The sequence below is a fragment of the Streptomyces sp. NPDC043738 genome (assembly GCF_056436545.1).
This window is the reverse complement of record NZ_JBWKCJ010000031.1, coordinates 51,058-74,534: the sequence shown is the minus strand read 5'-3', so window position 1 is coordinate 74,534 and position 23,477 is coordinate 51,058. Positions and strand designations below refer to the sequence as shown.

At 73.4% G+C, this 23,477-nt stretch carries 16 protein-coding genes and 1 other RNA gene; 7 read left to right on the top strand and 10 right to left on the bottom strand.

Annotated features, from left to right (window positions below; translation table 11 throughout):
- Positions 1-106 precede the first annotated feature (106 nt).
- On the top strand, positions 107-2,110 hold the full coding sequence (locus tag AC0680_RS31215; RefSeq protein ID WP_478635385.1) for an asparagine synthase-related protein: 2,004 nt from the start codon (positions 107-109) through the stop codon (positions 2,108-2,110).
- Here AC0680_RS31215 and AC0680_RS31210 read toward each other — a convergent pair.
- On the bottom strand, positions 2,067-3,083 hold the full coding sequence (locus AC0680_RS31210; protein ID WP_478635384.1) for a LysR family transcriptional regulator: 1,017 nt from the start codon (positions 3,081-3,083) through the stop codon (positions 2,067-2,069). The genes AC0680_RS31215 and AC0680_RS31210 overlap by 44 nt on opposite strands.
- Positions 3,084-3,204: 121 nt before the next feature.
- On the opposite strand from AC0680_RS31210, the gene AC0680_RS31205 reads away from it, so the two are divergent.
- On the top strand, positions 3,205-4,551 hold the full coding sequence (locus AC0680_RS31205; RefSeq protein ID WP_478635383.1) for an MFS transporter: 1,347 nt from the start codon (positions 3,205-3,207) through the stop codon (positions 4,549-4,551).
- A gap of 84 nt (positions 4,552-4,635) precedes the next feature.
- On the opposite strand, the gene ssrA is transcribed toward AC0680_RS31205, so the two are convergent.
- From ssrA to ftsE, 5 genes are all read right to left on the bottom strand, one after another.
- Positions 4,636-5,005, bottom strand: a transfer-messenger RNA (tmRNA) gene (gene ssrA / locus AC0680_RS31200).
- Between the two features lie 136 nt (positions 5,006-5,141).
- Positions 5,142-5,642 carry an SsrA-binding protein SmpB gene (smpB, locus tag AC0680_RS31195; protein ID WP_478635381.1) on the bottom strand — a complete coding sequence of 167 codons (501 nt, stop codon included), beginning with the start codon at positions 5,640-5,642 and terminating at the stop codon, positions 5,142-5,144.
- A gap of 18 nt (positions 5,643-5,660) precedes the next feature.
- On the bottom strand, positions 5,661-6,875 hold the full coding sequence (locus AC0680_RS31190) for a S41 family peptidase (protein ID WP_478635379.1): 1,215 nt from the start codon (positions 6,873-6,875) through the stop codon (positions 5,661-5,663).
- Between the two features lie 90 nt (positions 6,876-6,965).
- Positions 6,966-7,877 (bottom strand): permease-like cell division protein FtsX, encoded by a 912-nt coding sequence (gene ftsX, locus AC0680_RS31185; protein ID WP_399146983.1) that lies wholly within the window; start codon positions 7,875-7,877, stop codon positions 6,966-6,968.
- Between the two features lie 32 nt (positions 7,878-7,909).
- Positions 7,910-8,599, bottom strand: a complete 690-nt coding sequence (gene ftsE / locus AC0680_RS31180) for a cell division ATP-binding protein FtsE (RefSeq protein WP_018091242.1) — start codon at positions 8,597-8,599, stop codon at positions 7,910-7,912.
- 249 nt (positions 8,600-8,848) lie between these two features.
- On the opposite strand from ftsE, the gene AC0680_RS31175 reads away from it, so the two are divergent.
- Positions 8,849-9,043, top strand: coding sequence for a hypothetical protein (locus AC0680_RS31175; protein WP_478635376.1), 195 nt, complete (start codon positions 8,849-8,851; stop codon positions 9,041-9,043).
- A gap of 146 nt (positions 9,044-9,189) precedes the next feature.
- Here the strand turns inward: AC0680_RS31175 and AC0680_RS31170 are convergent, their stop codons facing one another.
- From AC0680_RS31170 to AC0680_RS31155, 4 genes are all read right to left on the bottom strand, one after another.
- Positions 9,190-10,035, bottom strand: coding sequence for a hypothetical protein (locus AC0680_RS31170; protein ID WP_478635374.1), 846 nt, complete (start codon positions 10,033-10,035; stop codon positions 9,190-9,192).
- Positions 10,036-10,354: 319 nt separating this feature from the next.
- Positions 10,355-11,461, bottom strand: a complete 1,107-nt coding sequence (gene prfB / locus AC0680_RS31165; protein WP_384437893.1) for a peptide chain release factor 2 — start codon at positions 11,459-11,461, stop codon at positions 10,355-10,357.
- 109 nt (positions 11,462-11,570) lie between these two features.
- Positions 11,571-12,881: a serine/threonine-protein kinase gene (locus tag AC0680_RS31160; RefSeq protein ID WP_478635371.1), complete on the bottom strand. Its 1,311-nt coding sequence runs from the start codon at positions 12,879-12,881 to the stop codon at positions 11,571-11,573.
- A gap of 201 nt (positions 12,882-13,082) precedes the next feature.
- Entirely contained in the window at positions 13,083-14,711 is a 1,629-nt protein-coding gene (locus AC0680_RS31155) for a serine/threonine-protein kinase (RefSeq protein WP_478635369.1), read from the bottom strand.
- Positions 14,712-15,186: 475 nt separating this feature from the next.
- Between AC0680_RS31155 and AC0680_RS31150 the strand changes: the two genes are divergently transcribed.
- The 4 genes from AC0680_RS31150 (at position 15,187) to AC0680_RS31135 (ending at position 23,102) form a co-directional block, all read left to right on the top strand.
- Complete coding sequence (locus AC0680_RS31150) at positions 15,187-18,573, top strand: FtsK/SpoIIIE domain-containing protein (RefSeq protein WP_478635439.1); 3,387 nt, start codon at positions 15,187-15,189, stop codon at positions 18,571-18,573.
- A 639-nt stretch (positions 18,574-19,212) separates the two neighbouring features.
- Positions 19,213-20,589: an ABC transporter substrate-binding protein gene (locus AC0680_RS31145; RefSeq protein ID WP_478635366.1), complete on the top strand. Its 1,377-nt coding sequence runs from the start codon at positions 19,213-19,215 to the stop codon at positions 20,587-20,589.
- 150 nt (positions 20,590-20,739) lie between these two features.
- Complete coding sequence (locus AC0680_RS31140; RefSeq protein ID WP_478635363.1) at positions 20,740-22,188, top strand: carbohydrate ABC transporter permease; 1,449 nt, start codon at positions 20,740-20,742, stop codon at positions 22,186-22,188.
- Positions 22,185-23,102 (top strand): carbohydrate ABC transporter permease, encoded by a 918-nt coding sequence (locus tag AC0680_RS31135; protein ID WP_478635361.1) that lies wholly within the window; start codon positions 22,185-22,187, stop codon positions 23,100-23,102. The genes AC0680_RS31140 and AC0680_RS31135 overlap by 4 nt, the downstream gene beginning before the upstream one ends.
- Positions 23,103-23,477: the final 375 nt, after the last annotated feature.

The window sequence follows — 23,477 nt, the reverse complement described above, 5'->3', positions numbered from 1 at the left end:
AGGATTTCTGTCCAATGCGCCGCTTCCCGCCCTCGGCACGGTCCGTGCCCGGCACCGGCGGCGCCCGGGCTCCGTCACCGCGCACCAAGTGGAGTGCTCCCCCACCGTGGATTTCCTCGTCTTCCCCGACCACCCCGCCGGCCGGGCGCTGTGCCGCCTGCTGCCGGCCGGCCCGCCCGCGCACGTCCTGCGCCACCCTTCGGGGCGCCCCTGGATCGTCGGCCGCTGGACCGCCGACGAGGCGGTGACGGCCGAGGCCGGGCCGCGCCGCGCGGTGCTGCTCGGCACCGCCTCGGCGGACCCCGCCGCGCTGGCCCGGCTGCTGCCCGGCCCCGGCCACCTCGACGGCGTCGGGCAGCGCGCCCGCCGCATCCCGGGCAGCTACGTGCTGCTGACCGCCGCCGAAGGCGACCTGCGCTGCCGCGGAGACCTCGCCACCGTCCACCCCGTCCACCACGCCCGGATCGGCGGTATCACCGTCGCCGGCAACCGGCCCCAGGACCTGGCCGCGCTCGCCCGTGCCGCGGCCGGCGCGAAACCGCTCTCCGGCGCCCCCGCCACCGGCCTCGTCGACGAGGAGTCGCTGGCGCTGCGCCTGCTGTTCCCCTTCGCGCCGCTCCCCCTCGCCCTGCGCCCGCTGTGGCGCTCGGTGCTCGCCGTCCCCCCGGGCCATCACCTCACCCTGTACGCCAACGGGCGCCACAGCGTGGCCCGTTGGTGGCAGCCGCCGGAGCCGGACGCCCCGCTGGAGCAGGCCGCGCAGACCGTGCGCCGGGCCCTGACCGACGCGGTCGCCGCCCGCGCCCACCGCGCCGGTCGGGCCGCCCACGGCACGGCGGGGAGCGGCGGCACGCTCAGCGCCGACGTCTTCGGCGCCACCGACTCCGCCGGCCTGGCCTTCCTCGCGGCCCGGGAGGACGTCCACCTGCTCACCACGTCCTGGGGGTGCCGCCACCGCGGCGGCGCCGACACCACCGGCGGCGCCCGCGCCGCGGCCCGCCCCGGCGCCGTACCCCACCAGCGCGAGCAGCAGGCCGGCCGCGACGGCTGCCGGCGGTCCTGCCCGTGCGACGGCGAACACCTCGTCCTTCCGTACGCCGAGGCGCCCACCTGGTACACCCCGCCCGACGACCCCGGCCACCCCACCCCCGCCGACCCGGCCGCGCCGCTCGCCGCCTTCCACGAGGCCGCCCGCCTCGCCCACCTCGCCCGCCTGCTCGCCGCGCGCGGCTCCCGGCTGCATCTGGCCGGCATCGGCGGCGACGCGCTCTTCGCCCACCGCCCCGCGGCCCTCAACTCCCTGGCCCGCAGCGACCCGCGCACCGCCGCCCGGCGCGCCTGGACGGCCCACCACCTGTGCCACTGGAAGGCCCGCGACACCCTGCGCACCCTGCTGGGCGGCTGCTCCTACCCGCGGTGGCTGGCCGGCAGCGCGCCACGGGTGGCCGCCACCGGCCCCCGGACCACCGGCGCCGACTGGGAGGTCCGTGCGGCCCTGCCGCCCTGGACCCACCCGGACGCCGTCGCCGTCGTCCGCCGGCTGCTGCGCGAGGCCGCGGCCGGAGCCCCCGAGCCGTTCGCGCCGCTGCGCTCCCAGCACGAGACCGTCCGGGCCGCCGTCCGGGCCGGGGAGCGGGTCCGCGGCATCGCCGCCCTGACCTCCGCCTACGGCATCGGCTACGAAGCGCCGTTCCTGGACGACGCCGTCATCGAGGCGGCGCTCACCCTGCGGCTCGCCGACCGCACCCGGGCCGGCGTCCACACCCCGCTGCTGACCCGCGCCCTGCGCGGCATCGTCCCCGGCGCCGTACTCTCCCGCGGCACCACCGTCGGGCACGACGCCGAGGCCCGGACGGGGCTGCGCACCCACCGGGGCGCCCTGGCCGCCCTGTGCGAGGACTCGCTGCTGGCCGAGCGCGGCCTGATCCGGCCCGGCGTCCTCAAGCGCCACCTGACCTCCCTCCAGCCGTCCCCGCACGCCCTGGACCCCACCCTCGCCACCGAGTACTGGCTCCGCGCGCAGTGCCCGACCCACACCCCCGTACCCGAGGTGCCGGGCCCGGCCCTCAGCGTCCCGGCGCGGCCTCCGCGTCCCGCGGCCCGGAACTGACCGTCCCGGTCACCCCCATCACCCGGGCGTCCTCCGGCGGCAGCCACCCGCCGCCGGGGACGGACAGCCAGCCGCCCCGCTGGGCGAACTCCCCCGCCACCGCCCGCAACGCGCCCAGCCCCGGGTGCCGCAGCCCCCGCCGCCACACCATCGACACCGGCGACAGCGGTACGGGGTCGACCAGCGGCCGCAACACCATCCCCGGCACCTCGATGAACTCCACGCTCGCCAGCACCGACCACCCGCGCTTGCGCACCACCCGGACGAACTCCTGCGACCCCTCGATCTCCGGGAACGGCCCGGCCATCGCGATACCGCGCCCGGCGAAGAGCCGCGCCGCCAGCTGTGTCCACTCCGCGGTCTGCGGGTTCCCGGCCGCCGCGTACAGCGTCTCGCCGGCCAGCTCCGCGAGCCGGACCGCGGCGTGCGCGGCCAGCGGATGGTCCGCGCGCAGCAGCACCGCCATCGGCTCCAGCCGCACCGGCTGGTGTTCGAGGCCGGCCCGGACGGCGGGCGGCAGGCCCGCGTACCGCCCGAAGGAGACATCGAGCCGCCCGGCCGCGAGCTCCGCCGCCGCGCCCGTCAGCCCGCTGTGGAAGCGGGCGACCAGCTCACAGCTGTCCGGAACCCGGTCCCTGGCCTCCTCCAGCACCCGGTGGGCGGTGCCGATCGGGACCCGGACGTCGACCAGCAGCGGCCGCTCGGGAGCCGGGGCGAAGGCCGCCGCCAGCTCCTCGTGGGCGGCCAGCACCCGCCGCGCGTACGGCAGCAGCCGCTCGCCGTCCGCGGTCAGCGCCACCTGGCGGGTGGTCCGCACGAACAGCGCCGCGCCCAACTCCCGCTCCAGGCGCCGGATATCGCGGCTGAGCGCCTGCTGGGCGACGTAGAGCCGCCCCGCGGCGCGGGTGAAGTGCAGCTCCTCGGCGACGGCGACGAACGCCCGGAGCAGACGCGGATCGATGGCGAACGGCATCCGGACATCCTGGCAGTGCCCGCCCCCGCCGCACCCCGCACCCCGATTGACAACGCAAGTGCGTCAATGGGTGCCGATCAGGTGTTGGACCGGCGACGGGGGCAGCCGCGACCGTAGAGGCATGATCCTCTTCCTCGCCGCCCGACCGGTGGTCTCCCCCGCAGCCGGCCCCTCCCCCACGCTCGGCCGCGCTCGCGCGGGGGGACCCCCAGGCGCCGCAGGACCCCGCCCGCCCCTGCGCCCGGCCCCGCGCCGCCGCGCCCGGCCCGGCCTGCTCGCCCCCTACCGCCGGATCTTCGCCGTACCGGGCACCCGCGCCTTCACCGCCGCCAACCTGACCGCCCGCCTGCCGATGGGGATGCTCAGCGTCAGCGCGGTGCTGATGATCGCCGGCGTACGCGGCTCCTACGCCCTGGCCGGTGCGGTCACCGCGACCGGGCTGGCGGCGACGGCGCTCGTGGGGCCGTGGACCGCCCGGCTCGTCGACCGCCACGGCCAGGCCCGCATCGCGGTCCCGGCCACCGCACTCGCCGTGCTCGGCTCGCTCTCCCTGCTGCTGTGCGTGCGCCACGGCGCGCCCGACTGGACCCTGTTCGCCTCGTACGCCGCCACCGCCACCACCCCCAACACCGGCGGGATGTCCCGCGCCCGCTGGGCGCACCTCTTCCGCGACGACCCGGCCGCCTGGCACACCGCCAACTCCTTCGAGCAGGCCGCCGACGAGCTGTGCTTCATGCTCGGGCCGGTACTGGCGACGCTGCTGTGCACCGCGCTCTTCCCGGAGGCCGGCACGGCGGTGGCCGCGGCGCTGCTGCTGACCGGGGTCCTGCTCTTCGCCGCCCAGCGCCGCACCGAACCACCGGTGACCGCACAGGCGGCGGGCCGCACCGCGGCCCCCAGGGCCTCGTTGCTGCGCCGGTCCGGTCTCGCACCGCTGCTGGGCACCTTCCTGTGCACCGGCGCGATCTTCGGCTCGCTGGAGGTCGTCACCGTCGCCTACGCCGACGACCACGGCATACGCTCCGCCGCGGGCGGCCTGCTGGCCCTCCAGGCGGCCGGATCCGCTGCCGCCGGACTGCTCTACGGCCTGCTGCGCCCGGCGGCCCGCCCCGCGCACCGCTTCGCGCTGTGCGTCGGCGCGATGGCCGCCCTGATGCTGCTGCCCGCGCTCGCCGCCGGGACCGGGAGCCCGGCGGTACTGGCGGTCGCGCTCCTGGCGGCCGGTATGGCCACCGCACCGACCATGGTCACCGGCATGGGGCTGGTCCAGTCCCGCACCCCCGAGGGCCGCCTGAACGAGGGCATGACGCTCGCCGTGACGGCCCTGCTGGGCGGTATCGCGGCAGGCTCGGCGGCCGGCGGCTGGACCGTGGAGCATCTGACGGGCCCCGGGCCCGCCTACCTCGTCCCCGCCGCGGCGGCCGCGCTCGCCCTGACCGCGACCCTGCTCGCACCCCGCCCCCGCTGATCCCGCGGCACGGGCGGGACGCAAAAACGGCCCAGGCCCCGCTCGTCCTGTCGGACGAACGGGGCCTGGGCCGTCACATGGGAATTGTGGAGATGGCGGGAATCGAACCCGCGTCCAACGGTGCGGAACCAGGGCTTCTCCGAGTGCAGTCCGCTGCGATTTTCTCAGCCCCGGAGATCACACGGACAAGTCTCCGACGGGCTCAGTCACTGTTTGATTTCCTTCTACACCCCGTGACCGGGTCTAGAAGTTTAGTCCCCTAGCTGATGCCAGGATCCGGGTCGGGAACAGCCCCGGGCTGACACTTCGCAAGTCGCTACTTAGGCAGCGAGGGCGAAGGAATCGCGCTTGGTGTTGGCGATTATTGGTTTCGGCATATGGTTTACGAGATCATTGCCGCTTCCTCGACTCGCTTCCCCTGCTTCGACATCCGCTGTCGAAACCGATCATCCCCATGTTGAATTGAAAAGCTGCATCAAGGTGATGCCTGCACCCTCCGTGGGGTGCGGAGCCATCGTACGTGAACAACGCACGAGGTCGCCAGCGTATTTCCCCGTGGCCGGACGGCCGGGCCGGCCGGCCCGCGCACCTCAGGCCCGCTGCCGGCGGCGGGCCGCCGACACCGCGCGCTCCGCCTCGCGGCGGTCCTGCTGCTCACGGAGCGTCTGCCGCTTGTCGTACTCCTTCTTGCCCTTGGCCAGCGCGATCTCGACCTTGGCCCGGCCGTCCTTGAAGTAGAGGGCCAGCGGCACGATCGTGTGCCCCGACTCCTGGCTCTTGGACTCCAGCTTGTCGATCTCGGCGCGGTGCATCAGCAGCTTCCGCTTGCGCCGGGCCGCGTGGTTGGTCCAGGTGCCCTGGGCGTATTCGGGGATATGTACGTTGTGCAGCCAGGCCTCATTGCCGTCGATCTGGATGAAACCGTCCACCAGCGACGCCCGGCCCTGGCGCAGCGACTTCACCTCGGTGCCGGTCAGCACCAGGCCACACTCATAGGTGTCCAGAATGTGGTAGTCGTGCCGCGCCTTCTTGTGCTGTGCCACGAGCTTGCGCCCGGGCGCCTTGTCCTTGTCCTTGGTCTGCTTGCTCATAGTGCCGCCATTTTCGCACTAAGCACCGGTCCCGAGGCCACTCAATACTGTGCGGGCCCGCTTCTCGGCCTGGCCGGCGACGACCAGGTCGGGGGTGATGCCGGCGCCGTCCACGGCCCGCCCGGACGGCGTGCGGTAGTGGCCCACGGTCAGCTCGGCGACCGAGCCGTCGGGCAGCCGGCTGGGCATCTGCACCGAACCCTTGCCGAAGGTCGGCGAACCCACCACGACCGCCCGGCCACGGTCCTGCAGCGCGCCGGCCAGCAGCTCGGCGGCGCTCATCGTCCCGCCGTCGACCAGCACGACGAGCGGGAGGCGGGTGTTGCCGCCGCGCTCGGCGTACAGGGCGCGCTGGCTGCCCCGCATGTCATACGTGGCGACCAGGCCGCCGTCGAGGAACGCGGAGGCGGTGGCGACGGACTCGGTGACCAGACCGCCGGTGTTGCCGCGCAGGTCGAGCAGCAGACCGCCGTGCGCGGAGGCCCCGCGCACCGCGCGGCGGACCGCCTCACCGGTGCCCTTGGCGAACGCGGCGATCTTGACGCGGGTCGGTCCGTGCGCTCCGGCGGGCCGGTCGGCGACGACGTTCTGGGTCCGCAGCCGAGTACGGTGCAGGGTCACGCTCCAGTGGCGGGCGCCGCGCTCCAGGTCCAGCCGTACGGGCGTACCGGCGGCCGATCCGCCGGCGCCGTGCGGGGCGGACCCGCGCAGCCGGGCGACGATCTCGGTGACCGGCCTTCCCCGGGTGGCCCGGCCGTCGACGGCGTGCAGCCGGTCCCCCACCCCGACGCCGGCCCGTGCGGCGGGACCGCCGGGCTGGACCCGCGACACCTCGGTCCGGCCGTCCGCCGCCTGCCGCACCCACAGGCCGACACCGACGTACGCGCCGTCCAACTGCTCCTGGAAGGACTCGAACTCGCCCGGTGTGTAGATCGTCGACCAGCGGTCGCCGCTGCGGCTGACGACCTCGGCGGCGGCCTGGGAACCGGACTTCCCGTCCTCGATGGCTTCGCTCGCGGCCCGCTCGACGGCCGCGCGGTCGGCGGTGGCGGCGTCGGGTGCGTGCGCCCCGAAGGCGGTGCGGTCCGCGGCCGTACGGCTCGCGGCGCGCTCGCCGTGACCGCTCCAGGTGCCGGTCGCCGCACCGGTGGCGAGCACGCCGGCGAGAAACAACGTCAGGGCCGCCCCGCGGCGAATGCGGCGGGGCCGGTCGTACGAACACGGGCCCGACATGCCGGTGAGTCTAGGGGACAAAGGGGCGCCGCACGGCGAGTTGACCGTACGGCGCCCTTGGCAAAGCTCACACCTTGAGGTACTTGCGGCTCACACCTTGAGGTACTTGCGCAGCGCGAAGAACGCGGCGAGCGCGGGCATCAGCAGACCGATCAGCAGCACCAGCGGCAGGACCGCCACCACCGAGTCCCAGCCGATGAAGTTGATCACCTGGATCTTCTCCGCCAGCCAGTTGTTGACCAGGATGTACTTGCCGCCGACGATCAGCACACAGGCGAAGGCCGCGCCCAGCAGGCCCGCGATGGCCGCCTCCAGGATGAACGGCATCTGGATGTAGAAGCTGGACGCCCCCACCAGCCGCATGATCCCGGTCTCCCGCCGCCTGCTGAACGCCGACACCCGGACGGTGTTGACGATCAGCATCAGCGCGACGACGAGCATCAGCCCCATCACACACAGCGCGGCGATGTTCATGCCGTTGAGGAGGTTGAACAGCGGCTCGACGGTGTCCCGTTGGTCCTGCACCTCCTGGACACCGGGCCGCTCGGAGAACGCCGACTTGATGACCGTGAACTTCGTCGGGTCCTTGAGCTTGACCCGGAAGGACTCCGGCAGCTGGTCGGGCGTCACCAGGCCGGCGACCGGCGTGTCGCCGAACTGCTCCTTGTAGTGCTTGTAGGCCTGGTCGCTGGACTCGTACGTCACGTTCTGCACGATCGGCAGGTTGTTCAGCTCGGTCTTGATGTCGTCCTTCTGCTGCTGGGTGGCCGCACCCTTGGCGCAGTTGGCGCCCGTTTCGGCGTCGTTCTTGTTGCAGAAGAAGATGGAGACGTTGACCTTGTCGTACCAGTAGCCCTTCATCGTGCTGACCTGGTCGCGCATCAGCAGCGAGGCGCCGAACAGGCCCAGCGAGAGGGCTACGGAGACGATGACGGCGAACGTCATCGTGAGGTTTCGGCGGAGACCGACGCCGATCTCCGACAGGACGAACTGGGCGCGCATGGCGTCCTTTCAGTGCTGGGGGCCGTACACGCTTAGTGCTGGTAGCCGTACACGCCGCGCGACTGGTCGCGGACGAGCCGGCCCTTCTCGAGTTCCATGACCCGCTTGCGCATCTGGTCGACGATCTGCTGGTCGTGGGTGGCCATGACCACCGTCGTACCGGTCCGGTTGATCCGGTCCAGCAGCTTCATGATGCCGACCGAGGTCTGCGGGTCGAGGTTGCCGGTGGGCTCGTCCGCGATCAGCAGCATCGGGCGGTTGACGAACGCCCGCGCGATGGCGACGCGCTGCTGCTCACCACCGGAGAGCTCGCCCGGCATGCGGTCCTCCTTGCCGCCGAGGCCGACGAGTTCGAGGACCTCGGGGACCGTCTTGCGGATCTGGCCGCGCGGCTTGCCGATGACCTCCAGGGCGAAGGCGACGTTCTCCCCGACGGTCTTGTTGGGGAGCAGCCGGAAGTCCTGGAAGACCGTGCCCACCTGGCGCCGCATCTGCGGGACCTTCCAGTTGGAGAGCTTGCCGAGGTCCTTGCCGAGCACGTGCACATGGCCGTGACTGGCCCGTTCCTCGCGCAGCAGCAGCCGCAGGAAGGTGGACTTGCCGGAGCCCGAGGACCCCACCAGGAAGACGAACTCGCCGCGCTCGATCTCGAGCGAGACGTCCCTGAGTGCGGGACGGTTCTGCTTCGGGTAGGTCTTGGAGACGTTGTCGAATCGGATCACAGATGCACCACGGTCGACCTGGATAGGGGCACGGTTGCCGAGTTGCGGCTCCCGTCGGTGTGCGTGACCATACGCGAACCTCGCAGCACGGTGCAGTCGCCGTGGGGGGTTGGTGCGTTTATTCACGGCATCTACGGGACAAAAGGCGCACAATCTTGCGGGGCGCGCCGTTCCCTCCAGGAGCTGGCACAGTGGTAGAGGGAACCAATGCGCCGTCCGGTGCGTTGGTGCAGTGGAGAAGGAGGTCGCATGACGTACGACCGACTGGTGTGCGCCAACTGCGCGGCCCCTGTGAGCGAGGGCCGCTGCCCTGTGTGCCGGGCGAGCAGAGAACGGCTCCAGCAGCAGGCGGGCGGCATATTCGCCCAGCTCAGCCCCGCGATGCTGGTGGCTTTGATGATCGCGCTGGTCGCGGTCGGTGTGCTGCTCCACCAGGCCGTCTGACCCGATCACCGGCGCCGGTGATCGGGGTTGCACTCACCGCAACCGATAGCGGCTCCGCCCCGGGCCACCATGACGCGGGGCCACACGAACGCCGAGGGGCCCGGGACGCGCTTGCGTCCCGGGCCCCTCGTGGTGCCGCGTCAGCGTCAGGCCGCTGCCGCGCCGCCGCCGTTCTTGTTGATCAGACGGGGCAGCATACGGAAGCCGACACCGCCCGCGATCATCGTCGCCGCGCCGATGAGGAGGAAGGTGGTACCGGAGGAACCGGTCTCCGCCAGCTCGCCACCCTTGGCCTGCTGCTTGGCCTGGCCGGGGGTGTCGCCGATCTGCTCCTTGCCCTGGCCGGGCTGCTCGATCGGCTTGGAGCCCTCGTTGTCGGTGCCGGTACCGGTGGAGTCGCCGCTGGTGTTGCCACCGGAGCTGTCGCTACCACCGGAGCTGTCGCTGCCACCGGAGCTCACGCTGCCGCCGGAGTTACCGCCCGAGTTGTGGCCACCGGAGTTGCCGCCCGAGTTGCCACCGGAGTTGCCACCCGAGTTGCCGCCGTTGGCGTTGCCGCCGTCGGAGGAACCGCCGTCGGTCGTACCGCCGTCGGTCGTACCACCGTCGGAGGTGCCGCCGTCGTCGGTACCGCCGTCGACCGTACCGCCGTCGGTCGTACCGCCGTCGGTCGTTCCACCATCGGTCGTACCGCCGTCGATGGTGCCGCCGTCGACCGAACCGCCGTCCGAACCGCCGATCTCGCCGCCGGTCGTGCCGCCGTCGTCCGAACCGCCGGTGGTGCCGCCGTCGTCGGAACCGCCGGTGTCGCCACCGGAGTCGCCGCCGCCGATGATCCCGCCGATGATGCCGCCGATGATCCCGCCGTCCGAGCCGCCGGAATCACCCGGGCTGGCCGCGGAAGCGGCGCCGGCCGCGGTGAGCGACGCACCCGCCGCGATCACCGCACCGGCCGCAATGCGCGCTACGCGCAGCCGCGTCTTCTTCGTCATGTACTGCTACCCCCAGTAGCTGAACTCGTCATTGGAGCACCGCTGTACGGGGCGACGAGCCGATGGGGGTACGCGAGTTTTGGCCACGGAATGCCGACCGGCCACTCTTCCCCCGTTCATACACGCGCCCCAGAACATACGCATGCCGCGCTCAGCCTTCCCAGTCAGGCCGACATCGTCAAGGTCGAATAAAGTCCCGATGCCCGAATTGCCGAGGGATGGGTGGTACATGGACATACGACTGTGACCAAACCGCCACAGCAAAAACAACCGCCTCCCCGAGGAGGCGGTTGTTTCGCGCGTTTTCCGGCCCGAGCCGCTACTTCTCCTGCTGCTTGCGCCAGCGGATTCCGGCCTCCAGGAAGCCGTCGATGTCGCCGTCCAGCACGGCGGTGGGGTTGCCGACCTCGAACTCGGTGCGCAGGTCCTTGACCATCTGGTACGGGTGCAGGACGTACGAACGCATCTGGTTGCCCCAGGAGTTGCCGCCGTCGCCCTTGAGCGCGTCCATCTTGGCCTGCTCCTCCTGGCGGCGGCGCTCGAGGAGCTTGGCCTGCAGGACGTTCATCGCGGTCGCCTTGTTCTGGATCTGCGAGCGCTCGTTCTGGCAGGAGACGACGATGCCGGTGGGGATGTGCGTCAGCCGGACCGCGGAGTCGGTGGTGTTGACGCCCTGGCCGCCGGGGCCCGAGGAGCGGTAGACGTCCACCCGCAGCTCCGACTCGTCGATCTCGATGTGGTCGGTCTGCTCGACGACGGGCAGCACCTCGACACCGGCGAACGACGTCTGGCGGCGGCCCTGGTTGTCGAACGGCGAGATGCGCACCAGGCGGTGCGTGCCCTGCTCGACGGAGAGCGTGCCGTAGGCGTAGGGGACGTTCACCGCGAAGGTGGTCGACTTGATGCCGGCCTCCTCCGCGTACGAGGTCTCGTACAGCTCGGTCTTGTAGCCGTGCCGCTCGGCCCAGCGCAGATACATCCGCTGCAGCTTCTCGGCGAAGTCGGCGGCGTCCACGCCACCGGCCTCGGCGCGGATGTTGACGACCGCCTCGCGGGAGTCGTACTCACCGGACAGGAGGGTGCGCACCTCCAGCTCCTCGACGGCCTTGCGGACCTCGGCGAGCTCCGCCTCGGCCTCGGCGCGGGTCTCCTCGTCGCCCTCGGCCTCGGCCAGCTCGAAGAGCACCTCGAGGTCGTCGACCCGGCCGCGCAGCTCCTCGGCGCGGCGCAGCTGGCCCTGGAGGTAGGACAGCTGGCTGGTCACCTTCTGAGCGCTCTCCGGGTCGTCCCACAGGGACGGCGCCGCCGCTTGCTCCTCAAGCACGGCGATGTCGGCCCTCATCTTGTCGAGGTCCAGGACGGCCTCGATCGACCCCATGGTCGAGGAGAGGGACTTCAGCTCTTCGGATACATCGACGACTGCCACGCACCCAGCCTAACGGCTACCACCGGCAACCTGACCCGCCCCGGCGGACCGGGCCCTCGGAGGGCGTGTCCCCACCGCAGGACGCGCCCCACTCGGGGTCGTCACACGGTCACGGAGCGTCCCGGTCCGGCTGGTGGACACCCGGTGTGGCGTCGCCGGCGTCGTCGTCCCCCGAGGCCAGCCAGCCGCCCAGCCCCGCCGCCACGACCACCACCGCGGCGGCCGCGCCGAGCCTGGTCCGGCGCCGGCGCAGCGCCTCCGGCGACGCACGGTGCCGGGCCGAGCCCGCCCTGCGCTCACCGGCCGCCCGGGGGGCGCGGGCGGTGCCGTGCGCGCCGCCCGCCAGCTCGTCCGGGCCCGGGACCCGCATGCTGGTGTGCGTCTCCCGGTTGGAGTCCGGGGCCGAGCCCTGGACCAGGGGGACCGCGCCGCGCGGCGGCGTGGCCTCACCCGCCACCGGGGGGTAGAACGATTCCTCGCGGGACCTGCCGGCCGCGCCCTCCTGCTCGTCCTCCGGCTGCTCGTCGTCCGGCTCGTCGATGTCCAGCGGCGGCATACCGGCCAGTCCGGGCAGCAGCTCGCGCAGCCGGGCGGCCAGCTCCGGGGCCCGCAGCCGGGAGGCGGGCGCCTTGGCCAGGCACTGCAGCAGCAGCTGCCACAGCTCGTCGGGGATGCCGGGCAGCGGCGCCACGCTCTCGGTGACATGGCGGCGCAGCACCGCCCCGGGGTGGCCTCCCCCGAAGGGCGTGAACCCGGCGAGCATCTCGTACAGGACCGTCGCCAGCGCGTAGACGTCCACCGAGGCGCGCGGCGGCAGACCCTCGATGATCTCCGGGGCGAGGTAGTCGGGGGTGCCGATGACCTTGGTCGAGCGAAGCGGGACGGCACTCCCCCCGGCCGGAGGCTGGGGAAGGGTCCGGCGCGGCGAGTCGACGAGCCGGGCGATGCCGAAGTCGGTCAGCAGAGCGGGGTGCGCACCACCGGGGCCGAGCGGGCCCTGCATGTCCAGCAGGACGTTCTCGGGCTTGACGTCGCGGTGCACGATGCGCGCGGTGTGCGCGGCGGCGAGCCCGTCGGCGACGTCCGCGGCGATCGCCACCGCGGCCTCCGGGGCCAGCCGGCGTTCGCGCTCCAGACGGGTGCGCAGGTCGGTCCCCCGTACGAGGTCCATCACCAGCGCCAGGTCGTTGCCGTCGACGACCAGGTCGCGCACGCCGACGACATGCGGGTCCTCCAGGCCCAGCAGCGCCGCCCGCTCCTGCACGAAGCGGCCGACGAGCTCCTGGTCGGAGGCGAGGTCCTCACGCAACAGCTTGATGGCCACGGCCCCTTCGGGACCCTCGCCCAGCCATACCGTGCCGGCGCTGCCGCGCCCCAGGATCTGGTGGGCGGTGTACCGGCTGCCGATCTTCCGTGCCAAGACTGCTCCGACGTGTCGGGCCCCCGAGCGTCCTGCGGGGGCTGAGGTTGGCGTCAAAGCTACGCGGATGCCACCGGGTTCATTGCCCCGGACGGCGGCAACCTTCACTTCTGTGAGCGAAAATTGCCCGCAGAAGTCGACAAATCAACGAAGCCGCCCGTGGAGCCGCCGTGCGGCGCACGGGACCACGGGCGGCCGGCGTCAGCCGCCGAGCTTGTTCACGAACTGCTCGACGTCGCGGTACATGTGCCCGATCTGGGAGAAGAAGCCGCGGGTCGTGCCGATCCACTCCTGGAGCGGGGTGAGCTCCCAGATCAGCCAGGCGGCCACGAACAGCAGTATCAGCGTGACCAGGCAGCCCTTGAGGCAGCCCAGACCCGGGATCTTCATCGGGTTGGCGCTGCGCTGACGGGGCTCCCGCCGCGGCCGGGGCTCCGGCGCGGGCGGCCGCTGCGGCTCGTAGCGCTGCGGCGGCGGCTCCTGGCGGCGCTGCGGGGCCTGCGGCCGCTGCTGCGCGTACGGCACCGGAGCGGGCTGCTGGCGGTACTGCGGCGGCTGCTGCGGGGCGGCCGGGCGGCGCTGCGGGCGTCGGCGCAGCGGGTCCTGGGTGGGGTCCAGGTACTGCACCTGGGTCTGCTCGTTGCGGTCGCGGGCGGCCCGCATCTGCGACTCCCACGGATGGGGGCCGTCGGGCTCCGGCGGACCACCGGCCGGCGCGCCCATGGGCATCGGCGGCATCGCGCGGGTCGGGTCGGCGTCCCTGCCACCGGGGCCACCGGTGGACGGCAGCACGCTGGTGGCCGCCGCCGGGTCGTAGCCGCCGGCGCCGGGGCCCGAGGGAAGCACCTGGGTGGGCTCGGCATCGCCTCCGGCGGCCTGGCCGCCGTCCGTGCCGGTACCGGGGACGGACGCGGGCGCCGGGTCCGGGGCGAGCAGCGCGGCCACGCCGAGCGCCGCCTCGGCCTGCGCGGGGGTGGCGTGCACACCGATCCCGGAGGCGACGGTGCGCAGCGCCCGGGCGAGGTTCTCGGCGCTGGGCCGCTCCTCGGGGCGCTTGCTCAGGCAGCGCTCTATCACCGTCCACAGCGGCTCGGGAAGCGTGCTGGGGCGGCGCGGCTCCTCGCTCAGGTGGCGGTGCAGCACCTCCAGGGCGGTCGATCCCGCGAACGGGGGGCGGCCGGTGACCAGCTCGTACAGCAGGATGCCGGCGCCGTAGACGTCCACCGCGGAGGTCTGCGGACGGCCCTCGGCGGACTCCGGGGCCACATAGGCGGGGGTCCCGACGAACTCGTGGGTGCGGGTCAGGCCCGGGGAGTCGGCGAGCCGGGCGATGCCGAAGTCCGTCAGCATCGGATGCATCTCGCCGCCGTCGGACCCGGCCAGCAGGACGTTGGCGGGCTTGAGGTCGCGGTGCACCACGCCGTCGGCGTGGCTGGCGGCCAGCGCGTCGGCGATCTGGGCGGTCAGCAGGGCTGCCGCCACCGGGCTGAAGGGGCCGTTGTCGCGCAGATAGCGGTGCAGGTCGGGACCGTCGACCAGGTCCATGACCAGCGCGAGCAGATCGCCCTCGACGACCAGGTCCCGGGTGCGCACGATGTTGGGGTGGGTCAGTCGCAGCAGGACGGAGCGCTCGCGCAGGAAGCGCATCACCACGTCCGCGTCGTGCGCCAGCTCCTCCTTGAGGACCTTGATCGCGACCGTCTCACCGGGCTGTCCTGCCACGGCGGCCTCGGCGCCCGCCGTCTCCCGCTGGCGGGCACGCCAGACGGTGCCCGTGGCGCCGCGTCCCAGCGGCTCCTCGAGCAGGTACTTGCTGCCTACCGGCCGCACGTCATGCGCTCCCTGGTCGTGATGGATCTCTTGCCTGGCCCGCTGGGTCAGCCGCGGCCGTCCGATCCACTGTAGTGCCGTCGCACAAGCTTTTCGGTCCGGCGGACCGGGCGGGGCTTGTGGGGAAGACGCGCGTTTCGGACAGATGGTTGCCCGCCGCCGTCGGCGGCCGCCCGGCGGGCCGCACCACCCGATCGGGGATGGTTCCGAGATGACCACGGCAGCGCGAATCCGGCCGGGCACCGCGTACAAGCAGGCACTTTTTCGTCCTTAGAAGACCAATCAAGATCACTGATTGACGGTCGGCGGGCGTGTTGTCAGCGGCAGGTGCGAGGATGCACCCAGCACGAAGCGGTGGGGGCGCGGTCTTTGTCGCGGCGTGCACTTGGGACTTGTACGTGCCGACGTGCTCGGGCTGGCGGGGGGAGCGAGCGGCCCCCTGCCGGAGCCCCGGCAGAAGGGACCGTTGACGGCGATGCAGATCCGGCTGACCGTCCTCGGGCCGCGCAGCGGCCACACCACACGGGCCTGCGACGTGCTCGTGACGGCTCCCGCCGGCACCGCCCTGGCGGCCGTGGCCGGCTCGCTCGCGGCCTCCGTGGCGGGCACCGGCGCGGAGGCCGGCAGCGGCCCCGTCGTGCTCTACGCCGGCTCCGAGCGCCTCGACCCGCAGCGCGCCGCGATCGGCGAGCCCCCGCTGATCGACGGCGCGGTGCTCTCCCTCCAGGGCCCCGGCCCCGCCCCCGCCCACGGCCTGCCCCACGGCACCGCGCGGCTGCGCGTCGTCTCCGGGCCCGACGCCGGCGGCGTCCATCTGCTGCACGGCGGCCAGATCCGCATCGGCCGCTCCGCCGACGCGGACGTCCCCCTCGACGACCCGGACGTCTCCCGGCTGCACTGCGCCGTGACGGTCGAGCCGGACGGCTCGGTGCACGTCGCCGACCTGCGCTCCACCAACGGCACCGTCATCGACGGCGGCGACCTCGGCGAACGGCCCGCTCCGCTGCGGCCCGGCGCCCTGCTGCGCATCGGCGAATCCGCCCTCCGCCTCCAGTCCGCCCCCAGCACCCCCGACCCCGCCCTGCGCACCACCCCCGACGGCGAGGGGCAGCTGCGCATCGCCCCGGGGACGGACGGCCCCCGAACCGGGACCGGCGCGGACGCCCCGCCCGGCGCGTACGACCACGGCCCCCAGGGCGCCGCCGCGGCCGCCCCCGTACCCCCGCCCCGCGTCGCGCCGCCCACGAGCCCGGCGACGCGACGCGACACACCGCTGCGCGGCACCCCCACGCAGGACACCTGGTCACCGTCCGGCGCCCCGGACGGCCACGGCTACAGCGCCCCGTACGGCGGCACCGCGGACGCCCTCCCCGACGCCGCCACCGCCCACGGCTACGGCCACGGCTTCGACCGCACCACCGGCACCGCCGAGGGATTCGGCCCCGCGTTCCGCGCGGAGCCGGCCGGCGGCGCCCCCGCCGGTGCGCAGGACCTGACGCACGGCGGACAGCGGGCACTGGCGCCCGCCGACGAGGCACCCGGCGACGAGGCGCCCCGCAAGGGCGGCCGGCGGGGCGGGATCGGCGCCTGGGCGCGGCGGCTGGCCGGCGGCCGGCCCGCGGTGGAGCGCCCGGACGACGCCCGTACCGACTTCGCCGCCCGCTACGAGCCGGACGGCACCCCCGCCCCCGTGGGAACCACCGGCGGCTCGGAGGGCGCCGCGGGCGCCTCCGGGCCGACCGAGCACGAGCGCTGGCCGGACCCCGCCGCGGTCCTGCTGACCGCGCTCGGCCCGGGGCCCCGGCTCTGGGAGCGCGGCCGGGACCACCCCGACGCCCTGGCCGTCCGCCTGGGGACGGCCAGCCGCGGCGGCGGCCGGAGCGCCGTACCGGTCACCGTCGAGCTGCGCCGGGCGGGCTCCCTGGGCCTGGCCGGACCGCGCGCCCGGCTCGCCGGGCTGGCCCGCTCCGCCGTCGCCCAGCTCGCCGCCCTGCACTCCCCCGGCACCCTCGAAATCGTGCTGATCAGCGCGGACCGTGCGCGCGGCACCGAGGAGCGGGTGGCGGACTGGTCCTGGCTGGGCTGGCTGCCGCACGTCCGCCCCGCACACGGCCAGGACTGCCGGCTGCTGCTCGCCTACGACCGGGAGCAGGCCGCGGCCCGCACCTCCGAGCTGGTACGGCGGCTCGACGACAGCCCGCTGGGCCCCGGCTGGGCCAGCGCCGAACGCGCCGAGACCGCCTCCGCCGCCGCCCGCCACCAGGGCCCGTACACCCTGGTGATCGTGGACGGCGACCCCGGCTCGTCGGCGCTGCGCGAGACCACCGCCCGCCTCGCGTCGGGCGGCCCGGCGGCCGGTATCCACCTCCTGTGCCTGGCGGAGACCCCGGCCGCCTCCCCCGCCTTCCCGCTGGCCTCGACGTACGAGGCGGCCCGGACGGCGTCACCCGCCTTCGGCGAGTGCGGAGCCGTCGCGGTGCTCAGCGGCGATGTCGCCACGGCGCTGCGCGTGGTCCAGCCGGGCTCCGGGCCGAACGGCACGGTCGCGACCGTCGACGCGGTCTCCGGCGCCTGGGCGGACCGCTTCGCGCGGGCGCTGGCGCCGCTGCGCGAGACCGACGCCGCGGCCGCCGCCGACGGCTCCGCGGTGCCCCGCGCGGCCGTCCCGCTGCCCGATTCGGCGCGGCTGCTGGACGAGCTGGGGCTGGCCCGCGCCACCCCGGCGTCGCTGATGGCCCGTTGGGCCGCCACCCTGGACACCGACCGGGCCGGCGCCGCGGCGGTGCTCGGCGCGGGACCGCACGGCCCGCTCCACGCCGACCTGGCCGCCGACGGCTCGCATCTGCTCCTGGAGGGCGCGCCGGCCACCGGCAAGACCGAGCTGCTGCGTTCGCTGGCGGCGTCGCTGGCCGCCGCCGACCGCCCGGATCTGCTGTCGCTGGTGCTGGTGGACGGCGGCGGCAGCGAACGCGGCGAGGGACTGCGGGTATGCACCGACCTGCCGCACGTCACGACGTACCTCGCCGCCTCGGACCCGGTCCGGATGCGGGAGTTCGCCCAGGCGCTGTCCTCGGAGCTGAAGCGGCGCACGGAAATACTGGCCGGCACGCCCTTCGCCGAGTGGCGCGCCAAACATCTGCCGGCACCGCGGATCATCGCCCCGCGCCGCTCGACCGAAGGCGGTCACGGAGAGCAGGAACCAATTACTCTCCGTAATCGTTGCCGAAACAAGGAGGAGGAGAGCGGCACACCGGCGGACTCGTCGACGACCGGCACGCTACGGCTCCGCGCCCGCAGCGGAGCCACCGCCGAGGACACCGCCACAGCATCCCCGGAGCCCGCCGCGCCGATGCCCCGGCTCTTCGTCCTCGTCGACGACTTCGACGCGCTGGTCGCCCCGGCCCTGGGCAGCCCCGGCCGGCCCGCCGCCGGTTCCGTCGTGCGGGCGCTGGAAGCGGTGGCCCGCGACGGGGCGGCGCTCGGCGTCCACCTGATAGCCGCGACCGGCCACCCGGACCGCACAGCCGAGACCGCGACCAGCGAACGGGCCGGCCTGCGCGTCGAACTGGGCGCGGCCGCCGCCCCCTCGGAGCCGGTACCGACCGGCCGGGGCCGGCTGCACCGAGCGGCGGACGGCTCCTCGACACCGTTCCAGGCGGGCCGGGTCACCGGCCGGATACCCCGCACCTCCACGCTGCGGCCGACCGTCGTACCGCTCGAATGGCAGCGGATGGGCGACCCCCCTGCCCGGCGCCCGCTGCGCGAGTTGGGCAACGGCCCGACGGACCTGGCCCTGCTGGCCAGCGCGCTGCAGAGGGCCGCACAGTCCTCGGGCGCGCCGTCGGCTCCACCCTTGGTGTGATCCACCCTTGGCGTCCTTGGCGTGAGCGGGGCGGCCCAGCCTTGGCGTGAGCGGGGCGGCCCAGCCTTGGCGTGAGCGGGGCGGCCCAGCCTTGGCGTGAGCGGGGCGGCCCAGCCTTGGCGTGAGCGGGGCAGCCCAGCCTTGGCGTGAGCGGGGCAGCCCGAGGTGTCGCCCGTATCCGAGGTGTGGCCCGTATCCGCCTCTTCCTGTGCCGTTCGACTTGCCGTAGCCGCTGATCCCGTAACAGCCCCATCACGAAAGGTGAGTTGGCGGCGAAGGCGGTATTGCGGAGCCCGTGGCCAGGGCGTAGACCTGTCGCACACCACAACCGCACAGAAGCTCGACGGCACGGCACCGTAAAGGCGGCGCCGCGGCTCGGCGGCACCACGGAGTGGAGACGCCGCGGCTCGACGGAACCACGGAGTGGAGACGCTGCGCCACGGCGGCGCCGCGGCGACGAAGGGCACACCGCACCAAGGCACCACGCGACGAAGAGCGCACCGCACCAAGGCGCCACTCGGCGAAGGGCGCTCCGCGCCAAGGCGCCACGCACCGCACCGCACCAGAAGTACCGCACCACGGCACCACCGCAACCGCACCGCACTGGCATGGCAGGCGCAGCGACAGGGGGCTACGGGGATGCGCAGACGACTCGACCGTACGGCTGGACGCGCGACCGCCGCGGTGGCGGCGGCGGGGCTGGCGTTGGCGCTGGCCGCCTGTGGCGGCGGTGGCGGGGCGAAGGGCGGTGGCGGCGGGAGCGGCGGCGGCAAGGGGGGCTCCACCGCCCCGACCGTGCGGCTCCCCCAGCTGAACGGGCAGAAGTTGCAGGTCACCGCGGTCTGGACGGGGCCGGAGCGGGAGAACTTCGTCAAGGTGCTGGACGAGTTCGAAAAGCGCACCGGCGCCGAGGTCGCCTTCGTGCCCAGTGGTGATGACATGGCCGGTTTCATCGGCTCCAAGATCGCCGGTGGTGGCCCGCCCGATGTGGCGATGCTCCAGCAGGTCGGCGTGCTCAACGAGTTCGCCCAGAAGGGCTGGCTCAAGCCGCTCGGCGCGAGCGCGAAGGCGCAGCTCGCCAAGAACTTCTCCAAGGGCTGGCAGGACCTCGGCGCCCACAAGGGCACGCCGTACGGGGTCTACTTCAAGGCCAGCAACAAGTCGCTGGTCTGGTACAACGCCCAGGCGTTCGACAGTGCCGGCGCCAAGGAGCCGAAGACCTGGCCGGACTTCGTCAAGGCGGCGGAGATCATCGCCGAGTCGGGTGTCGAGCCGGTGTCGGTGGGCGGTGCGGACGGCTGGACGCTGACCGACTGGTTCGAGAACGTCTACCTCTCGCAGGCCGGTCCGCGGAAGTACGACCAGCTGGCCCAGCACAAGATCAAGTGGACCGATCCGACGGTCAAGCAGGCGTTGACCACGCTGGCGCAGCTCTTCGGCCGCAAGGACCTGCTGGCGGGCGGCGGTTCCGGTGCGTTGCAGACGGACTTCCCGACGTCGGTGACCCAGACCTTCAGCGGCGGTGACGCCCCCAAGGCCGCGATGGTCTCGTCGGCCGACTTCGCCGCCGCCAACATCACCCAGACCAGGGCGAAGGTCGGTACCGACGCCAAGGTTTTCGCGTTTCCCGCGGTGGGCGCCAGGTCCCCGGTGGTGACCGGCGGCGATGTGGCGGTGGCGCTGAAGGACAGCAAGGCCGCGCAGGCGCTGCTGACGTTCCTGGCGTCGACGGACGCGGCGAAGATCTGGGCGCAGGCGGGCGGGTTCATCTCGCCCAACAAGGAGCTCGACCAGGCGGCGTACGCCGATGACGTGATGCGGGAGATCGCCAAGGCGCTGATCGCGGCGGGCGACGACTTCCGTTTCGACATGTCCGATCAGGCGCCCGCTTCCTTCGGTGGCAAGCCGGGGCAGGGCGAGTGGAAGGACCTGCAGGACTTTCTGAAGGACCCGAGGGACATCGCCGGTACGCAGGCGCAGTTGGAGAAGGACGCCGCCAAGTCGTTCGGGCGTTGAGAACGTGCAGGCGAGACCACGTCGTTGAGAGCGTTGTGTCCGGGCGATGAGAAGGCGTCGTCCGGGCGATCAGAGGGCGTCGTCCGGGCACTGTACGGGCGCTGAGAGCCCGCCGCCGACCGCTTCGACCGGGACCGGGGGACCGTCACGATGAGCGACCGACAGCGCGACCCGAAGAGCCGCGTACGGAGCGAGGTACGGGGCGGTGTGCGGGACGGTGTACGGGGCGGTGCACGGGGCGACGTTCGGGCCGGCGCGGCCAGTAGGACCGGCGCGGCCGCAAAGGCCGGCGGCGGCGGCCGGGGGCGCGCGGGTCTGCCGGCCACCCGCCGCTGGATCGCCGCGGTGTTTCTGTTGCCGGCGTTGCTGCTGCTGGGTGCGCTGGTGGCCTATCCCATCGTCTTCTCGGTGTATCGCAGTCTGTTCGACGCGTCCGGCGACGGGTTCGTGGGGCTGGGCAATTACGGGGAGATGGTCACGGACGAGGGCATCCGTACGGCGCTGCGGAACAACGTCGTCTGGGTGGTGGTGGCGCCGACGGTGTCGACGGCGCTGGGGCTGGTCTTCGCGGTGCTGACCGAGCGGATCCGGTGGGGCACCGCGTTCAAGTTGATCGTGTTCATGCCGATGGCGATCTCGATGCTGGCGGCCGGGATCATCTTCCGGCTGGTGTACGACCAGAATCCGGAGCGGGGGGTCGCCAATGCGGTGTGGGTGGGTGTGCATGACACCTTCGCCGATCCGGCGCCGTTCCCCGGTGCCAAGCCGCGGCCACGCGCCGATCTGCGGCCGTCCGGTGGCGGCGCGTTCACCACGCGGTCGGGCGTACGGGCGGGCTCGGCGGTGAATCTGCCGCTGGTCGCGGTGCGGCAGGACGACCTGCGGGGCGCGAAGCCGGCGGCCGCCGCCGTACCGCGGCCCGGGAAGGTCACCGGCACCGTCTGGCTGGACTTCACCCGCGGTGGCGGCGGGCGGCCCGGTGTGATCGACGGCGGGGAGCGGGCGCTGGCGGGTCTGACGGTGGAGGCGGTCAAGGGCGGCCGGGTGGTGGCCGTGGCGACGACGGCGGCGGACGGCACGTATGTGCTGCCCGCGGAGCGGGCCGGCGGTGCGCGGCTGCGGCTGCCCGCGGCCGACTTCGCCGAGGCGTACGGCGGTGTCGACTGGCTGGGGCCGGCGCTGGTCACCCCGGCCATCATCGGCTCCTATGTGTGGATGTGGGCCGGTTTCGCGATGGTGCTGATCGCCGCGGGGCTGGCGGGGGTGCCGCGTGAGCTGCTGGAGGCGGCGCGGGTGGACGGTGCCGGCGAGTGGCAGGTGTTCCGGCGGATCACGGTGCCGCTGCTGGCGCCGGTGCTGGTGGTGGTGCTGGTCACGCTGATGATCAATGTGCTGAAGATCTTCGATCTGGTCTACATCATCGCGCCGGGCTCCAGCATCCGGTCCGCCAATGTGCTGGCGCTGCAGCTGTTCCAGTCGTCGTTCGGCACGGATGTGGACGAGGGGCTGGGCAGCGCGATCGCCGTGTTCCTGCTGCTGCTGGTGATGCCGGTGATGTACGTCAATCTCCGGCGCATACGGAAGGAGCGTCGCCGATGACGACCGTGGACGGTGCCGTACCGGACGGGCGGGCCGGCGCCTCGGGTGGTGCCGTGCGGGCCGGGCGGCCGTTCGCCGCGCGTCTGGTGGCGCGGGCGGGTGGCGGCGCCGTGCGGGTCTTCCTGGTTCTGGTCGCCCTGTTCTGGCTGATGCCGTCGGTGGGGCTGCTGCTGTCGTCGCTGCGCGGTCCGCAGCGGATCGCCGAGTCCGGCTGGTGGCAGGTCTTCGCCGAGCCGGCCCAGATCACCTGGGACAACTACAGTCAGCTGCTGTCCAACGACAAGGTGATGGGCTCGCTGCTGACGACGGCCTCGATCACGGTGCCGGCGACGGTGCTGGTGGTGGTCATCGGGTCGCTGGCCGGCTATGCGTTCGCGTGGCTGGACTTCCCCGGGCGGGACGGCTGGTTCCTGGTCGTGGTGGGGCTGCTGGTGGTTCCGGTGCAGGTGGCGCTGATCCCGGTGGCGAAGCTGTTCGGTGCGGTGGGGCTGTTCGAGACGACGGCCGGGGTGGTTCTCTTCCACACGGCGTTCGGGTTGCCGTTCGCGGTGTTTCTGCTGCGGAACTTCTTCGCGGAGATCCCTCGTGAGCTGCTGGAGGCGGCGCGGCTGGACGGGGCGGGTGAGCTGCGGCTGTTCACCCGGGTGGTGATGCCGCTGGGCGGTCCGGCGATCGCGTCGCTGGGGATCTTCCAGTTCCTGTGGGTGTGGAACGACATGCTGGTGGCGCTGATCTTCGCGGACAGCGGCAGCCCGCCGATCACGGTTGCCCTGCAGCAGGAGGTGCGGCAGTTCGGCAACAACATCGACGTGCTGGCGCCGGGTGCGTTCTTGTCGATGGTGGTGCCGCTGATCGTCTTCTTCGCCTTCCAGCGGCAGTTCGTCTCGGGTGTGATGGCGGGCGCGGTGAAGTAGGTCCGCCGGGGACGGCCACGGGACCGGTGCGAGATCGCCACGGGAGCGCCGTCGGACCGGTGCAGAACCGGCGCAGGTCCGGTGCCGGGGGGTCTTTTGTTGTTATCCCGCGTTCATGTCGGTCCCCCTACGATGTCGGGCACTGCCGCGAAAGGCATGGTGCGTCGGGGCCTTGTCGTGGAGACTGCCTAGCGGTGCTCGTGCGATGACGTGCGAGCGACGGCGCCTGGGCTCCGCGCGGGTCGCGCCGCCGCGCCGCGGCCGTGCCGCCGGGCGCGTTCACAACTGCAGATGCCGCACGGATTGCGTACAGATTCCCCGACAGCTCCCGTATCCCTCGCACCGCTCTCTCCTGTCCATCCTCTGTCGACCTCC

Bases quoted from the DNA above. Each gene is read 5' to 3' on its own strand.
- AC0680_RS31210 (WP_478635384.1), bottom strand. From the start codon at position 3,083: ATGCCGTTCGCCATCGATCCGCGTCTGCTCCGGGCGTTCGTCGCCGTC.
- AC0680_RS31140 (WP_478635363.1), top strand. From the start codon at position 20,740: ATGAGCGACCGACAGCGCGACCCGAAGAGCCGCGTACGGAGCGAGGTA.
- AC0680_RS31145 (WP_478635366.1), top strand. From the start codon at position 19,213: ATGCGCAGACGACTCGACCGTACGGCTGGACGCGCGACCGCCGCGGTG.
- ftsX (WP_399146983.1), bottom strand. From the start codon at position 7,877: ATGCGCGCCCAGTTCGTCCTGTCGGAGATCGGCGTCGGTCTCCGCCGA.
- AC0680_RS31175 (WP_478635376.1), top strand. From the start codon at position 8,849: ATGACGTACGACCGACTGGTGTGCGCCAACTGCGCGGCCCCTGTGAGC.
- AC0680_RS31190 (WP_478635379.1), bottom strand. From the start codon at position 6,875: ATGTCGGGCCCGTGTTCGTACGACCGGCCCCGCCGCATTCGCCGCGGG.
- AC0680_RS31135 (WP_478635361.1), top strand. From the start codon at position 22,185: ATGACGACCGTGGACGGTGCCGTACCGGACGGGCGGGCCGGCGCCTCG.
- AC0680_RS31150 (WP_478635439.1), top strand. From the start codon at position 15,187: ATGCAGATCCGGCTGACCGTCCTCGGGCCGCGCAGCGGCCACACCACA.
- AC0680_RS31205 (WP_478635383.1), top strand. From the start codon at position 3,205: ATGATCCTCTTCCTCGCCGCCCGACCGGTGGTCTCCCCCGCAGCCGGC.
- AC0680_RS31170 (WP_478635374.1), bottom strand. From the start codon at position 10,035: ATGACGAAGAAGACGCGGCTGCGCGTAGCGCGCATTGCGGCCGGTGCG.
- smpB (WP_478635381.1), bottom strand. From the start codon at position 5,642: ATGAGCAAGCAGACCAAGGACAAGGACAAGGCGCCCGGGCGCAAGCTC.